General features: G+C 60.7%; 13 protein-coding genes and 1 pseudogene. 10 read left to right on the top strand and 4 right to left on the bottom strand.

What is annotated here, in order from left to right; translation table 11 throughout:
• Nucleotides 1-31 precede the first annotated feature (31 nt).
• Genes GQO94_RS14360 through GQO94_RS14350 form a run of 3 tightly spaced genes read left to right on the top strand, consistent with a single transcriptional unit; the run spans nt 32 to nt 3,163 of the window.
• A complete protein-coding gene (locus GQO94_RS14360; protein ID WP_156842126.1) occupies nt 32-1,255 on the top strand; it encodes an MFS transporter in 1,224 nt (407 codons plus the stop codon).
• Nucleotides 1,252-2,481, top strand: a complete 1,230-nt coding sequence (locus GQO94_RS14355; protein ID WP_156842125.1) for a metal-dependent hydrolase family protein — start codon at nt 1,252-1,254, stop codon at nt 2,479-2,481. Before GQO94_RS14360 ends, GQO94_RS14355 begins: the two co-directional genes overlap by 4 nt.
• 16 nt (nt 2,482-2,497) lie before the next feature.
• Nucleotides 2,498-3,163, top strand: a complete 666-nt coding sequence (locus tag GQO94_RS14350) for a GntR family transcriptional regulator (protein WP_156842124.1) — start codon at nt 2,498-2,500, stop codon at nt 3,161-3,163.
• 10 nt (nt 3,164-3,173) lie between these two features.
• On the opposite strand, the gene GQO94_RS14345 is transcribed toward GQO94_RS14350, so the two are convergent.
• The 3 genes from GQO94_RS14345 to GQO94_RS14335 all read right to left on the bottom strand — a co-directional run bounded on the left by GQO94_RS14345 (nt 3,174) and on the right by GQO94_RS14335 (nt 7,129).
• Entirely contained in the window at nt 3,174-3,560 is a 387-nt protein-coding gene (locus tag GQO94_RS14345; RefSeq protein ID WP_156842123.1) for a RidA family protein, read from the bottom strand.
• Nucleotides 3,561-3,839: 279 nt separating this feature from the next.
• Nucleotides 3,840-4,637: an SDR family NAD(P)-dependent oxidoreductase gene (locus tag GQO94_RS14340; RefSeq protein ID WP_156842122.1), complete on the bottom strand. Its 798-nt coding sequence runs from the start codon at nt 4,635-4,637 to the stop codon at nt 3,840-3,842.
• 11 nt (nt 4,638-4,648) lie between these two features.
• A complete protein-coding gene (locus GQO94_RS14335; RefSeq protein ID WP_156842121.1) occupies nt 4,649-7,129 on the bottom strand; it encodes a TonB-dependent receptor in 2,481 nt (826 codons plus the stop codon).
• Nucleotides 7,130-7,297: 168 nt separating this feature from the next.
• On the opposite strand from GQO94_RS14335, the gene GQO94_RS14330 reads away from it, so the two are divergent.
• Both GQO94_RS14330 and GQO94_RS14325 read left to right on the top strand, forming a co-directional pair.
• On the top strand, nt 7,298-7,780 hold the full coding sequence (locus GQO94_RS14330; protein ID WP_156842120.1) for an Lrp/AsnC family transcriptional regulator: 483 nt from the start codon (nt 7,298-7,300) through the stop codon (nt 7,778-7,780).
• Entirely contained in the window at nt 7,777-8,259 is a 483-nt protein-coding gene (locus GQO94_RS14325) for an Lrp/AsnC family transcriptional regulator (protein ID WP_156842119.1), read from the top strand. Before GQO94_RS14330 ends, GQO94_RS14325 begins: the two co-directional genes overlap by 4 nt.
• A 94-nt stretch (nt 8,260-8,353) precedes the next feature.
• Here the strand turns inward: GQO94_RS14325 and GQO94_RS14320 are convergent, their stop codons facing one another.
• On the bottom strand, nt 8,354-9,037 hold the full coding sequence (locus GQO94_RS14320; protein ID WP_198045972.1) for a TetR/AcrR family transcriptional regulator: 684 nt from the start codon (nt 9,035-9,037) through the stop codon (nt 8,354-8,356).
• Between the two features lie 141 nt (nt 9,038-9,178).
• Here GQO94_RS14320 and GQO94_RS14315 point away from each other — a divergent pair, with 141 nt between their 5' ends.
• The 5 genes and pseudogenes from GQO94_RS14315 to GQO94_RS14295 form a co-directional block, all read left to right on the top strand.
• Nucleotides 9,179-10,096 carry an alpha/beta hydrolase gene (locus GQO94_RS14315; RefSeq protein ID WP_156842117.1) on the top strand — a complete coding sequence of 306 codons (918 nt, stop codon included), beginning with the start codon at nt 9,179-9,181 and terminating at the stop codon, nt 10,094-10,096.
• Nucleotides 10,097-10,129: 33 nt separating this feature from the next.
• Nucleotides 10,130-11,911 (top strand): flavin-containing monooxygenase, encoded by a 1,782-nt coding sequence (locus tag GQO94_RS14310; RefSeq protein WP_156842116.1) that lies wholly within the window; start codon nt 10,130-10,132, stop codon nt 11,909-11,911.
• A 124-nt stretch (nt 11,912-12,035) separates the two neighbouring features.
• Nucleotides 12,036-12,608, top strand: coding sequence for an RNA polymerase sigma factor (locus GQO94_RS14305; protein ID WP_156842115.1), 573 nt, complete (start codon nt 12,036-12,038; stop codon nt 12,606-12,608).
• Complete coding sequence (locus GQO94_RS14300) at nt 12,566-13,534, top strand: FecR family protein (RefSeq protein WP_156842114.1); 969 nt, start codon at nt 12,566-12,568, stop codon at nt 13,532-13,534. The genes GQO94_RS14305 and GQO94_RS14300 overlap by 43 nt, the downstream gene beginning before the upstream one ends.
• 450 nt (nt 13,535-13,984) lie before the next feature.
• Nucleotides 13,985-14,103, top strand: a pseudogene (locus GQO94_RS14295) (ATP-binding protein); the annotation flags it as partial.

Genomic DNA, 14,103 nt, shown 5'->3' with positions numbered 1-14,103 from the left:
TTCGCGCCGTCGCAACAAAGAGAGGCCGTTCGTGAGCCCCAGCCCTACCCACCCGGACGCTAGCGCCCCCTCGTCGCGCGCGGACTTCTCGCGGCTCGAATGGGCCGCGCTGTTGTTCGTCGTGTGCTGCGGGTTCTCGTCGCAAATGGTGGCGCCGCTGTGGATCTCGGCGATCATCACCGACTTCGGTCTGAGTGCGGCCGCCGCCGGACGCGTGAATTCGTTCGAGTTCATGGCGGTCGCAGTGGTTTCGGTTCTCGTTGCGGTCAACATTCGCCGTTTTCCGACACTTCTGACGACAGTCGTCGGCATGGTACTGCTGCTGGTCGGCAACGTTGCGTCCGCCTTCACTCCGGACGAGATGTCGCTGACCTTCGCTCGCGTTTTGTGCGGCGTGGGCAAAGGCCTGGTCGAAGCCGTGGTGTTCAGCCTAGTCGCCGGCACGAGCCATCCCACACGCAGCTTTGCGACACTCAATGTGGCTTACGCCGTGTTCTCGACGTTCTTCTTCTTTACCGTACCGTACGCGATCGAGCGCGAAGGGGCTGTCGGCGCGTTCCATGCCATGGGACTGGTCGCCTTGGTCGGGACGGCCTTCCTGCCGTTCTTTCCCCGGCAGCCGCTTTCGCACGGCGAGTTGGACGGCTTCAGCCTGCGGCAGGTTCCGCCGTGGGGCATTGCCGCCTTTTTCGTCCTCATTCTGCTCTGGTCCGGGCAGCACGGGTTGATGGCTTTCATCGAGCGCTTCGGCGATGCGAGGGGCATGAATGCTCGCGAGGTCGGGCAGATCCTCGGCCTAGCCGCCTTCCTCACGATTGCCGGTCCCACCATCGCGCGCGTCGTCGAAACACGCTTCGGCTTTACCCCGCCGATGCTGCTGGCGATCACCATACTGATCGGCGCGACGTTCGTTCTCGGCCACTCGGCCACGCGGACCGCTTTCACCTTGGCGGTACCTTTGTTCATGCTGATGCCGTTGCTGATTACGCCCTACCTTATGGGCGTGCTGTCTCTCGCCGACCCGGCGGGACGGCTATCGGCCGCGTCTTCCGCAGCCATGACCGCAGGCAGCTCCATGGGCGCCTGGCTCGGCGGCATGGCGCTCACCGGGGGCGGGCTCGGCGTGCTTTCGTGGACCTCGATCGGTCATTTCGCGATCTGCGCCCTCATCATTCTCGTCATCGCGCCGCTCGCCACGCGCCGCGGGGCGAAAGTTCGCGCCGCTGCCGCTGGCGCTTTAGGAGACCCCGAATGATCATTTTCGCCAACTGCCGCCTGATCGATGGCACCTCCGACACCGTGCGAGAAGGCATGCATGTCCTCGTCGAGGGCAATGCCATTCGCGAGGTCTCCGACGTCCCGATCACGGCCGAGGGCGCTCAAGTCATCGACCTTGCTGGCAAGACGCTGATGCCGGGCCTGATCGATGCCCACGTTCACGTTTATTCGATTCATCTGAATTCTGACCGCGAGCGCGGCATGCCGCATACGCTGATGATGGCACATGCCATACACCGCGTGCGCGCCATGCTGATGCGCGGCTTCACCACCGTGCGCGATGTCGCGGGCGGCGACTGGGGTATGAAGACCGCGATCGACATCGGACTCGTCGAAGGCCCTCGTCTCTTCGTTTCGGGGCGAGCGCTCAGTCAAACGGGTGGCCATGGCGATCACCGCCACATTACCGATGAAAGCGTGCCATGCGCCTGCACGTCCGCGCTCGATATCATGACACGCCTCGCCGATTGTCCGGAGGAAGTGCGACACAAGGCGCGCGAGGAACTTCGTAAGGGCGCCGACCACCTCAAGATCATGGTTTCCGGCGGCGTTGGCAGCCCTTCGGACGCGCTCGAGAACACGCAGTACCAGATGGACGAGATTCGCGCCGCTGTGCTGGAAGCCGAAGCGCGCGGAACGTATGTCGCCGCCCACTCCTACACATCCAAGGCGACGCGCCGGGCGCTCGAAGGCGGCGTGCGCACGATCGAACATGCCAACTTCATCGATGTCGAAACCGCGCGGCTGGCACGCGACAAGGGCGCCTTCATCGTGCCCACCCTCATCTGCTACCGTGAATCGGCGGACAATGCGGATACTTACGGCCTTCGCCCCGAGGTGAAGCAGAAACTTGCCGAAGTGAACGAGGCCGGCACCAATATGCTGCAAGTATGCAGCGAAGCGGGAGCAACGATGGGCTTCGGGACCGACCTCATGGGCGAAATGATCGAGGCGCAGTCCAAGGAATTCGCACTGCGCGCCAACGTGCTCAAGCCCATGGACATCATCAAGTCGGCGACATCTGTGAACGCCGAAATTCTCCAGCAAACCGGACGCCTAGGCTGTGTCGCGACGGGCGCAATGGCGGACCTGCTGGTGATCGACGGCGATCCGGTGGAGCGGATCGAGTTGCTAGAGCCGCGCTATGGCGCTATCCAGGCCATCATGAAAAACGGCCGCTTCCACAAGCAAGCCTTGGACTGAAAAAGGAAGCAAACTGGTGGATTTGGTCGAGAGCAGCAAGTTGGTGCGCAGCACCACGGCTGTGGATGTGGCTCGTATTCTTAGAAACCGCATCCTCGCGGGTCACTATGCCGAAGATCAATTCATCCGCCAGGAGCTAATCGCATCCGAATTGGGCGTCAGCCGCATACCGGTGCGCGAAGCCCTTGCCCAGCTCGAGGCAGAAGGGCTCGTCGTTCGGCAGAAATACCGGGGCGCTCTGGTGCCCAAGCTTTCGCTCGGCGAAATCCAGGAAATCTACGAAATGCGCGGCATGCTCGAGCCGTATTTACTCGAAGCGGCGATCCCCAACATAACCCGCGAAGTGATCGATCGACTGCGCAGCGTGGTTGAAAGATCGCGCACCGTACGCGACATCACCGAATGGGCGGGGCTGAATATGGAATTCCACCGCACGCTCTACGCGCAAGCCAACAAGCCGCTTTCTGTCCAGGTTCTTGAGAACCTCCTCACGCGAGCGGATCGCTATCTGAAAGTCCAGCGGTTCCTCTCAACTGGAACGCAAGAGGAAAGCGATGCCGAACACCAGCGCATCCTAGACCTGATCGAGGAAGGCAATGGCGCAGGCGCGGTGGATGCGCTGCGCCAACATATCAGTTGGAACGCGGAAGACATTCGCCGCACAATCGGACTGGACGATTGACTGCCCGCCGTCAGGACATCTTGCGGCGAGCAGTAATTTCAATTTCCACTTTCGCGCCCGGAGCCGGAATCCCGACAAGCAGCGTCGTGTTGGCTGGAGGATGGTCGCCAAACTTCTCGCGAAGGATCTCGCAGACGTCCTCAAGATGAGCGGCGTCGGTTAGAAAGACCCGGTTGCGTACCACCATGTCGAGCCCACTATCATGCGCCAGAAGAAGTGGCTCGATGATCCGAAAAATATTGCGCGCTTGTTCAATGGCACTCTCCGGCATTACACCGGTATCGGGATGGGCACCAACCGTACCCGATATGTGAATGTACTCGCCTTCAATCAGGGCCCGCGAATACGCAGCCAGGGTTTCAAACCGAGAACCAGAAGAGATACGTTCAATGACCATACGACATCCCGCAATCGGATTTTGGATCCAAACTTGTGATGGTGTCGGTACGCGTACGAAACACGCTATGCAAGGCTCAGGGCAGAATCGGTAGCGCGAAATGTCTTGCGCGACACCGACAAATTAAAGTCCAGACTAATGCGATCGACTGTAAGGAGTTGAAGTAGCGAAATGGGCTGGCTGGCTTACCCAGACGGAGCATGGAGCCTCCCTAGCCTGCCCTCCTTACCAACCGGTGCGATTGGTCTGACAATGCCCTCCCCTGCTTCATGTGCCTCGCTAATCTGACGGTACCGGCTCAGGTTCAGGTGTCCAGGCGACACCATTGATGTGGCCGCCGCCATCAACGAACAGTGTGTTGCCGGTCATGTAGCGGCTGTCGTCACTGGCGAGAAAAAGCGCGACGGGCGCGATATCGGTGTCAACATCCCCGGTGCGGCCCATGGGGTTCATCGCATCCATGGCGGCCGCGTTTTCCGGGTATTGTTCCTTGAAGCGAAGATAGGCTGCGCTTGCCGCTCCCGGGCAAATGATATTGGCGGTGATGCCATACCGAGCCCATTCCCGTCCTGCCGTGCGAGTTAGAGCGCGCAGGCCCTCTTTCCCCGCGTTGAAATCAGCTGAATAGATATGCGCGTTGACGCCGTTCAACGAGCAGATGCTGATGACGCGCCCCCATCCCGCATCCTTCATATGCGGGAAGCATGCTCGCATCGCCCAGAAGCTTGCCTTGACGGACATCGTCATCGAATGATCGAATTCCTCGTCGGTCTTATCTTCGAGGCGCCGAATATGGCCTCCGCCATAAGCATTGTTCACCAGGATATCGACACCGCCAAACCGTTCACTGGCCAATGCGACCGCAGCAAGCAGCTGATCCTTTTGATTGACGTCCGTCTGGATGAAGCAGGCGCGCCCGCCGGCCGCGTTGATCGCCTCGGCAGCCTCCGCTCCTGTCACCGCATTGTATTCTGCGATGACGATTGCCGCGCCTTCTTCGGCGAATTTGCGCGCGATGCCGCGGCCGATACCTTCGCCCGCGCCAGTGACCAATGCGGTCTTGCCGTTCAGTCTCATGGAGTTGTTCCTCAATTGCCGAAACGAAAACGGACGGAGGCGCCGAACATGCGCGGCTCGCCATAAAGTGCGGTGTCGAAGCCAAATGCTGAATAGATCGGATAGCCACCGACGATGTACTTTTCATTCGTGATGTTGGTGACGAATGCCGCGAGATCGATGCCGCGCGCGAGGGCGTTTTCCCAATCGAGCCGCGCGTTCCAAAGAGTATAGCTAGGATACGTATCGATCGGCGCGTCCGGATCGGAGGTCGTCACTTGGCCGGTGTAGCTGAAATCGGTCGAGAACGTCAGGGCGCCGTCTGCCGTGTCAAAAATGGCGTACTGCGCGTTCATCCCCGCCTTCCAACGCGGCTGGAAAGCGATCTGCCTTCCGACGCGGCAGGCGGTACCCACATCAGTGGCACACTTCGCGTCGAGAAACGAAGCAAATCCGCCTACCGTAAACACCGCGGAAGGCTTGATCGAAACTTCCAGTTCGCCCCCTTTGTTGGTCGCCTCGCCAGCATTCTGGACAAGGTTGATCAGCGAGCCGTTCGCCAAGACCGGCAGCGTAATCTGGATGCCCTTGTACTTGTCGTAGAAAAGCGAAAGGTTCGTGCGCAAGGGAACGCCCACGTCCCAATCCGCCTTGAGCCCGATCTCGAAATCATCGACCGTTTCCTTGCCGAAGGTTGCTGTCTCAGCCGTTGGCGCAGGCAGGTTGAAACCGCCGCTTTTGTATCCCCGCCGGTATGCGGCATAGACCAAGGCTTGCGGCCCGAATGTGTATTGTGCGGTTATATCGTATGTCGGTGCTTCGAAATTCGCGCGTCCCACGACCGGGCATTCGATCAGGCCATTCGCGGTGTTCACTTGGGTGCAGTTGCCGGCGTCGTCGGTAACTGAAGAAGTTAGATAGCGTTTGTCCCAAGTGTACCGGAAGCCGCCCGAAAGTTGAAAGGCGTCGGTGACCTTCCACTCCAGATGTCCGAACAGAGCATCGCTCTTGTCGCTGAAGTAGTTCGCCGTGTTCGTAGCCGCACCAAAAGTCACCGATCGATAGGACTGGTCGATGCCGGGCTTGGTCTGCTCGTGGTAGAAGCCTAAAACATATGCGAGCCGATCATTGGCCAGCTTGCCCTGCAGCTGCGCTTCTTCGCTGAACTGATTGACGCCGCGCACGTAGGGCGGATGGCTGCCGGTTCCCGGATACTCGCTGTAAGCGTAATCCAAGCCGGAGGCGATGTCGTTCACTTCCGCAGTGCGATTTCGCCGCAAGGCAATGATGTTTTTGAAAGTAATGGTATCGCTCAAGGCGACCTCGGTCCGGTTTGTGATCCCATAAGCCTTGTTGCGATTGTAAACCGGACGTCTCGCCAGATTGCGCCGAACGCCGATGCTTTCCTGTAAGGCGACCGCATCGTTGAACTGCTGAGGAGTCAGGCCCGATAAACTGAAGCCCCCGTTCGCCCCGGCCAGGAACGCCGCGACAGCATTGCCGAACGGGCCGGTGGGACAACCGGGCAATTCGACAGAAAGACACGCGATAGGAGTTGGCGCTCCTGTCAGGAGCGGTATCGCGGCGGGAAGGCCGAAACCTTGCTGCAGGACCTCCGGAACAGGGAGCGAACCAAGCGGCGCGTTAGGATTTGCCGCTCTTAGGACAAGGCCACTGCCGGTATTATCCCGATAGTTGTAATCGACGATCGTCCGGCTTTCGATCCGATCAGTTGGTCGCAGCAGAAGCGAGACGCGAAATGCATCATGGTTGCGGCTGTCGGCACGCTGGCCGGTGTAGATTGAACGCGTGAAGCCCTTTCGCCGCGAATAGGATCCCGCGAAACGGAGCGCGATCCGATCGTCGACGATCGGGACGTTCAGGATCCCTTCGACCTCATGATAGTCGTAATTGCCATAGCTCCCCTTGATCGAGCCTTCGAGATCGAAGGTGGGCCGATTGGGTTCGAACAGGACGGCACCGCCGGTCGTATTGCGCCCGAATAGCGTGCCTTGCGGTCCTTTCAGGACCTGCACATTCGCCAGATCGAAAAAGACGCCAGATCCGGCGATTGTGGTGGGCACCTCGGCGAAATATGTCGCAACGCTCGTGAAATTCCTGGCGCCGCCGCCCACGATCCCTGGGCCTTGGCCACGAATGTAGAAGCCTGCCTCCTGGCGGTTGTTCTGATAGATATTGAGCGCTGGCGCCGTCTGACGAAGCGCTTCTGTGGAGACAACCCCGCGTTCGGTGAGCTCATCGCCCGATAGCGCCGTTATGGCCACGGGAACGTCCTGCAGACGCTCCTCGCGACGGCGCGCGGTGACGACAATATCAGCCAAGCCATCATCGGAGTTCGATTGCGCCAAAGTCCCAGGCGCCTGGCCCGGTACCGGTAACTGACCTTCAGTGACCTGAGATGTTGTAGTTCTATCTTGCGCTAAAGCTTCGCCTTGCCCTGCACTCAGGACGATAGCGGCTGCCGCCAAACGGCGACGCTGGAACCTCTTCATCAGCCCCCTCCCATTTCAAACCTATCATTCGCGGCTCTTAGATTCGCGCGATAGCAGGTTCTTTTCACTATTCTCCCTTCGTTTGCGTAGTTCAAGTGGTAATCTTTACGCACACTTAGATTTCTTCTAATGGCATTTCTTCGCGGCTAAGGTGCATGCGTAAGAACGGTGGAATCAAAGTTGACTACAAGCGCTTCTCAAGAATTTGATGATACGGATTGGCGGATCGTGAACCTTCTCAAGGTGAATGGCCGAATTACAAATCAAGAGATCGCAGCGACCCTCAAGCTCACTCGATCAGTCGTAGCGACGCGAATTCAACGGATGACCGATTCTGGATCCTTACGGATCGTAGCCGCGACGGATTTCGCCGCTTATGGCTACAACGTGCTCGTAGCGCTGGAGATCAAGGTCGTCGGCAGGTCCGTTCAGGCGGTCGCTGACGAGCTTGCTGAGTTCCCGGAGATGTTTGCGGTTCATATCGTGACCGGCGCGGCCCAAATCGAGGCGCTGGTCGGGATGCACCGTTTCGAGGATCTGTCCGAGACGCTTATGCCCAAAATGATCAAGGTTTCAGGGCTAGCGTGCATCGAGGTCGGCATCGTGACCGACATCGTCACCTATAATTTTGACGTTGGCATTCCACGGTGAAGGATATTGAATTCGACGACACGGACCGTGGCATTCTGGATGCGCTGGGCAACGATGCGCGAATGAGCAACCGCTCCATCGCAAACCTTCTCGGCGTGGCGGAAGGAACCGTTCGCGCACGAATCAAACGACTGACCGCGCGCAAGATTCTACGCTTCACCGCGATTACTGATTATCGCCAACACGGCACGCCGTTAATGGCGCTTGTCCGGCTGGTGGCCGACCATGGGAAGTTAGAAGCACTGGCCACGCAAATTTCGGATATCACGGAAATCCGTAGTGTCATCGTCACTCTTGGCCGAACGAACTTGCTTTGCATTGGCTTATTTGAAAGCCAGGAACGGCTCGCGGCTGTATGCTCCGAACAAATCGGTATCTTGGATGGCGTTGGGGAGCTCTCGATATCGACCGTCGTCCATGCGGTGAAATACAACGAGCGCATGGCGCGGCTTCGCCCCAGTCAATCTTGCCAGCCTTAAAGAGACCAATGCAATCGTCGCGGAGGCTTTATCGGGGGTTTTGGTGCGAGCGATCGGACTTACGGCGCGTGGCAATGAGACACCTGCCTTGCTGCTAATTACCAAGCGATGCACCTGCTCCCACTGGACCAATTTCGGCTTCGAGGGTACGCAAGCGAGCGCGCAAGATGCGCGTGCTGTCTGGCGAGGCGACCGGCAAAAGCAGCAGCGCTAGGCCGTGGGAGACTTTGATCCGCCACTCGTCCGTGGAGACAATCTCGGCGATCCACTCGCGCGTTGCACCACCGATAAGATATATGAACAAGCGCGGCACCGCGCGCGCGGAAACGGTGTCGACGATGGCGCCTGTCGCAATCGCCGCTTCGAGCAATCCATTCCACAGCGTGAAGCCATGGTCCTCGCGGGCGTCGCGCAAACGGCCCGTTACGGACTCAAACAAGCCGGTGAAAAGGGCGCGATGGAAATTCGGCCTGGCGTCGAAATCCGCGGCAATCAACACGAATGCAACGAACACGCGATCGAGAGTGTTTGTCCCACCCGCGCTCTCCAGCCGTGCGAGCAAACGTTCGCATTCTTCGCGATAGACCTCACCGAGCAACGCCGACTTGGATTCGAACAGGTTGTAGGGCGTTGCCTCCGAGAGGCCGGCGAGGGCAGCAACCCGGCGCATCGAGAAGTCGTCCTGCTCGAGCGCCTCGCGAGCGGCGCGAACCAGCAGGAGGCGGCGCGCCTCCTTACCGCGTTCTCGCAGCCCCGGCGAGCGCCCTTCCTGATCCATTTCACCCGCCTTCCCTATTGCGCTCCGCATAGCGCCGGACCTCGCTCGAAAAAACCCTTGCGAGCCACAGCGAAATAACTTTATAGCGCGCTATAAGAATAGCGCAGCTGCGATGATGGCCGCGCGATTGGAGAGAACGGCATGACGCTGACGCCGCACAGTAAGGCGCTGCTCGAAATGGTTAGTCAGCAGCCTGATTGGACGACTCTTGGACCAGTGGCGTTTCGCGCCTTCGTGCACGACAATCGCCAGCCCAAAAGCCCGATCGACGCTGTCGAGCAGGAAGACATCGTGGCCGACGGCGTGCCCGTCCGCCTTTATCGTTCGCCCGCGCCGGCGGGCTCGCCTGTGCCGCCGATGCTGATTTATTACCATGGCGGCGGCTATGTCTCGGGCTCGCTCGACGTCTATGACCGGCTGTGCGCGCGACTGGCGCGGCTCACCGGCTGCGCCGTCGCCTCAGTCGATTATCGGCTGGCGCCTGATCATGTCTTTCCCGCCGCGGTAGACGACGCGCTCGGTGCCGCGCGCTGGCTTTTGCGCCATGGCGGCGATCACGGAATGGACACGGCCCGCGTCACGATCGGCGGCGACAGCGCCGGCGGATCGCTCGCGATTGTCGTTGCGCTCAGGCTCGACGCCGCCGAGCGGGAGGCGGTGCGCCACTTGACGCTTTTCTATCCCGGTCTCGACCTTGAGAGCGACACACCCTCGAAGCGCGCGTTCGCGAACGGCTACCTGCTCGATGAGCGGTTCTCCGAAATGTGCATCGCCGCCTACATTCCGGACCCTGGCGAGCGCAGCCATCCCGACGCTTCGCCGTTGCGCGCCGCAGAGATCGGCCACCTCCCGCCGGCGACGCTGATCGTCGGCGAATATGATCCACTGCGCGACGACATTCTCGCCTTCGCGCGCCGCCTCACCGAAGCGGGCGTGCGCCATCGCGTCGAGGTCGTGCCCGGCACCTTCCACGGGTTCGTCAGCTTTTTCGAAGTCCTGCCCGAGGCCGATCGCGCGCTCGACAGCGCCGTGGCGGATCTGCGTACCGCGCTCGGCTGACCTTTTTCGCTACACTTTGGATGGATATCGACGATGGCGACCCTTCCCAGTCATGATGCCGCCTCCGAGACGCTCCGCAAATATCAGGAGGAGCGCGACAAGCGCCTCGATCCGCGCATCGACCGCAGCTATGCCGAAACGAAAGGCAAGTATCGCTCGTTCGTTGACGTAGATCCTAACGCTGGCGAGCGCATCGAGCGCGCGGCGATTGCCACCGAAGTCGACGTCGCGATCGTCGGTGGCGGCTTCGGTGGGATCCTTGCCGCCGCGCGGCTTAAGGAAGCGGGCGTCACCGACGTCATGATCGTCGAAAAGGCGAGCGACTTCGGCGGCACCTGGTACTGGAACCGCTATCCCGGTGTGCAGTGCGACATCGAATCCTACAGCTATCTGCCGTTGCTCGAGGAGACGGGATACATGCCGAAGGAGAAATTCTCCTTCGGCGACGAAATCCTGCGGTACTGCCAGCAGCTTGGCACGCATTTCGATCTTTACGATAAGGCGGTGTTCCAAACCGAGGTGACCGGCGCCGAATGGGACGCCGCCGCCAGCCGCTGGATCGTCTCGACCGATCGCGGCGATCGCATCGCGGCGCGCTACTTCCTGCTCGGCAGCGGCCGCGCGAATGAGCCCAAGTTGCCCGCCATCCCAGGCATCGAGAGTTTCCGGGGCAAGAGCTTCCACAGCAGTCGCTGGGACTACTCGATCACCGGCGGCAGCATTCACGACCCGCTCGACAAGCTGCACGACAAGCGCGTCGCGGTGATCGGCACGGGAGCGACAGGCATCCAGCTTATCCCGCGCGTGGCGCGTAGCGCCCGGCAGCTCTACGTGTTTCAACGCACGCCTTCGTCAGTCGGCGAGCGGTTCAACGCGCCGACCGACCCCGGTTGGTACAAGACGCTCGGCCGAGGCTGGCAGAAGCAGCGCCGCGAGCTGTGGCTACAGGCGGTGCACGGGTCGGTCGACGACAGCGAGGTTCGCGACGGTTGGACCGACTTCGGTCGGCTGATGCGAGAAACGGCGCCAACGACGCCCGAGACCGAGGCCGAGATCGGCGCCCGCGCGATGCTGATAGACGTTCAGGTGATGAATAATCGCCGCGCGCGTATCGACGCTACGATCGAGAACAAGGAGACCGCCGAACGGCTCAAGCCGTGGTATAATCTCTATTGCAAGCGCCCGACGTTCAACGACGAGTTTCTGCCGGTATTCAACCAGGCCAACACCAAGCTAGTCGACATCAGCGAGACCCCGATCACGCGGATTACCGAAGATGCGATCATCGTCGACGATCAACGCTACGAGGTCGATCTGATCATCTTCGCCTCGGGCTTCCACGTCGTTGGGCCGGTCGAGCAGCGGATCCGCTTTCCGATCGCGGGGCGCGACGGCAAACTGCTGAGCGAACACTGGCGCGACGGTATGCGCACGCTCCACGGACTGATGGCACACGGCTTCCCCAACTGGTTCTATCTCGGCCAAGGGCAGAACGCGGTGACGGCCAATTACACCACCACGGTGGATGATCAGGCGATCCACCTCGCCTACATCATCGCCGCGGCCCGCCAGCGCGGCGCCAGCATCGTCGAGCCCACTGCCGAGGCCGAGGAAGCCTGGCAGGAGGTCATCCGATCCTCAATGCTGCGGCCGGCGGAGTTCTACGCTTCCTGCACGCCGGGCTATTACAACAACGAGGGCATGGGCGGCACCGCATTGTTCGAAGAAGGCTATGGCGCCGGCCCCGCCGCCTTCGATGCGCTGCTCTCGGACTGGCGCCGCGATGGCAATCTCGCCGGGCTCGACACGCATTAGTGAGTGCCCGCGATAGGCACTGCGTCGATAGAAAGATGCAGGTCCCTGCCCACCGCTGCAACGCTGTGTCCTGAAAATGTAAGACTGGGAACTTAGGGGCGCGGGCGGCGATCAGGAGTTCCCCTTGGCTTGGCTGCGTGACATCGATGCTTGGTTCCTTGCCGAAGTCCTGCCTCATGCCGCAGCATACCGGGCTAGGGCCGCGCACTTTTGCGGTCGCGACGAGGCCGACGATATCGTGCAGGAAGCCTACACACGAGTACTGGGCACAGGCGACTTTCGCGCAATCAAGGTCCCGCGCGGCTTCGTGATGACGATCGTACACAATCTCGCTATTGAGCGGCTGCGCCGCGCAAGCGTTGTGCGGATTGACTACCTTGCATCGCTCGAAGTGCTCGAATTGGCAGATCCCGCGCCGGATGCCTTCACAGTATTTTCCGCCCGGTCCGAGTTGATCCATCTGCTGAAATTGATCGATGACCTGCCGCCGCAATGCGGGCGGGTCCTGCACATGCGCAAGATCCAGGGCATGGCTCCGGCTCAGATCGCGGCAACCCTCTCCATCTCGCTCTCGACTGTCGAAAAGCACCTGGCCAAGGGGCTGGCGCTTGTAACGCGAGCACGGCGCGACAATAATGCGCAGCCGGAGGTAGCTTGCCAGACAATCCCGAAACCGAAACGCCTGGCGACGAACTGATCGAGGTCGCTGCAGGGTGGCTCGCCAGTCTGGACGCTGGCTCTGGAGACCTGCGCGCCTTCGAGGCCTGGCGAGATGCCGATCCACGCCACGCCGTCGCTTTCGTAGAAGTGGCAGGCGCCTGGGATGCATTGAGCGATCTGAAACATCTACAGGAATCTGCCTTCGAGCCCTCGGCGACCCCGAAAGCCGATGATGCCGCGATCCCAGCCGATGCCGCCGCTGGAAGCCGCCGCACGCTGCTGAAGGCCGGGATCGGCATTGGCGTCCTGGCGCTGGCCGGCGGCGGCTTTGCCTACCGTGCCGCCGCGCGCGACACGGCCAGTACCGCCATCGGGCAAAGGCGCAAGATCGCAATCGGCTCGGCTATGTCGGTCGATCTCAACACGGATAGCAAGATCTACTGGAAGGACGGCACACCGCTGCGGTTGTGGCTCGAACGCGGCGAGATCGCCATCCGGCTGCTTACCGGGATGAGCCTTTCGCTCATCACCCAAGGGGGCACGTTTCTGCTCTCAGCAGGCCTCTACAACGCTAGGCTGCGGGACGAGAGCTGCGAATTGACGATCATCGCAGGCCAGGGCCGCCTGGGCCAAAATCGCAGGATCGTGACTGCCGGCGAAACCGCCCTTGCGACCGCAGGGCAAGTCAGTTTGCAACGCGACAATAGTGACATCGGTCGGGTCACGGCATGGCAGAGTGGCACTCTCATCCTCAATGGAGAAAGTCTCGACTACGCCCTCGCGGAAATGAATCGCTATCTCGAGCATAAGATCGTGATCGGCGATCCAAGTTTATCGCGGCTGCGCATCGGCGGCACGTTCGACACGTCCGCCCCCTACGAATTTCTGCAGGCGCTGCAGACCACATTCGCCATTCGTAGCCACCGCGACGGCAACGGCGGGATCGTCCTCACCCGCGCCTGAAATTTTTTTGCACTGCGAATGGCGGTTTGATCCGCCCCATCCATCCATGCCCCGACACTTGCATCAACCGGGGTTCATCCATGTACAAGTACCTGTTGACGACAGCCATTATGGCGGCCGCAGTTCCTACTGCGGCTCTCGCTAAGAACGAGGAACGTCAATTCGCGTTCGACATCGCCGCGGGCGATACGGCCACTGCGCTCAATACCTATGCGCGCCAGGCAGGTCTCCACGTTTCGTTTCCCTACGACGCTGTTGCCGGGCGCAAGGTCCAGGCCATGCGCGGACGCTTCACTCGAAAGGAGGCTCTGCGCCGCCTGATCGCGGGACAGGGTCTTGCCGTGGCCAGCGAGAGCGCCACGCTCGTTGCGCTGAAAGCGGCCTCCGAACCCGCCGTTCCGGTTGCAGAAGCTGAGACCCAGAGCGAGATCGTCGTCCTAGGACAAGGCCAAGAGCCTCGACAGCTTCGATTTTACCGCCATCCCGAAGCTCAACAAGATGCAGGTGCTCGAACTGGCGCGCTGCCAATGGATCATCCGGCGCGAGAACGTCATCGCCCTTGGTCCCTC

The sequence above is a fragment of the Novosphingobium aquimarinum genome (assembly GCF_009746585.1).
In the GTDB taxonomy this organism is placed as follows: domain Bacteria; phylum Pseudomonadota; class Alphaproteobacteria; order Sphingomonadales; family Sphingomonadaceae; genus Novosphingobium; species Novosphingobium aquimarinum.
The sequence above is the reverse complement of the archived record's forward strand: the minus strand, read 5'-3'. Positions and strand labels throughout refer to the sequence as shown.

What these genes read in the sequence shown, in the direction of transcription:
- GQO94_RS14320 (WP_198045972.1), bottom strand. Translation starts at nt 9,037, where the DNA reads ATGGATCAGGAAGGGCGCTCGCCGGGGCTGCGAGAACGCGGTAAGGAG.
- GQO94_RS14355 (WP_156842125.1), top strand. Translation starts at nt 1,252, where the DNA reads ATGATCATTTTCGCCAACTGCCGCCTGATCGATGGCACCTCCGACACC.
- GQO94_RS14335 (WP_156842121.1), bottom strand. Translation starts at nt 7,129, where the DNA reads ATGAAGAGGTTCCAGCGTCGCCGTTTGGCGGCAGCCGCTATCGTCCTG.
- GQO94_RS14345 (WP_156842123.1), bottom strand. Translation starts at nt 3,560, where the DNA reads ATGGTCATTGAACGTATCTCTTCTGGTTCTCGGTTTGAAACCCTGGCT.
- GQO94_RS14315 (WP_156842117.1), top strand. Translation starts at nt 9,179, where the DNA reads ATGACGCTGACGCCGCACAGTAAGGCGCTGCTCGAAATGGTTAGTCAG.
- GQO94_RS14310 (WP_156842116.1), top strand. Translation starts at nt 10,130, where the DNA reads ATGGCGACCCTTCCCAGTCATGATGCCGCCTCCGAGACGCTCCGCAAA.
- GQO94_RS14340 (WP_156842122.1), bottom strand. Translation starts at nt 4,637, where the DNA reads ATGAGACTGAACGGCAAGACCGCATTGGTCACTGGCGCGGGCGAAGGT.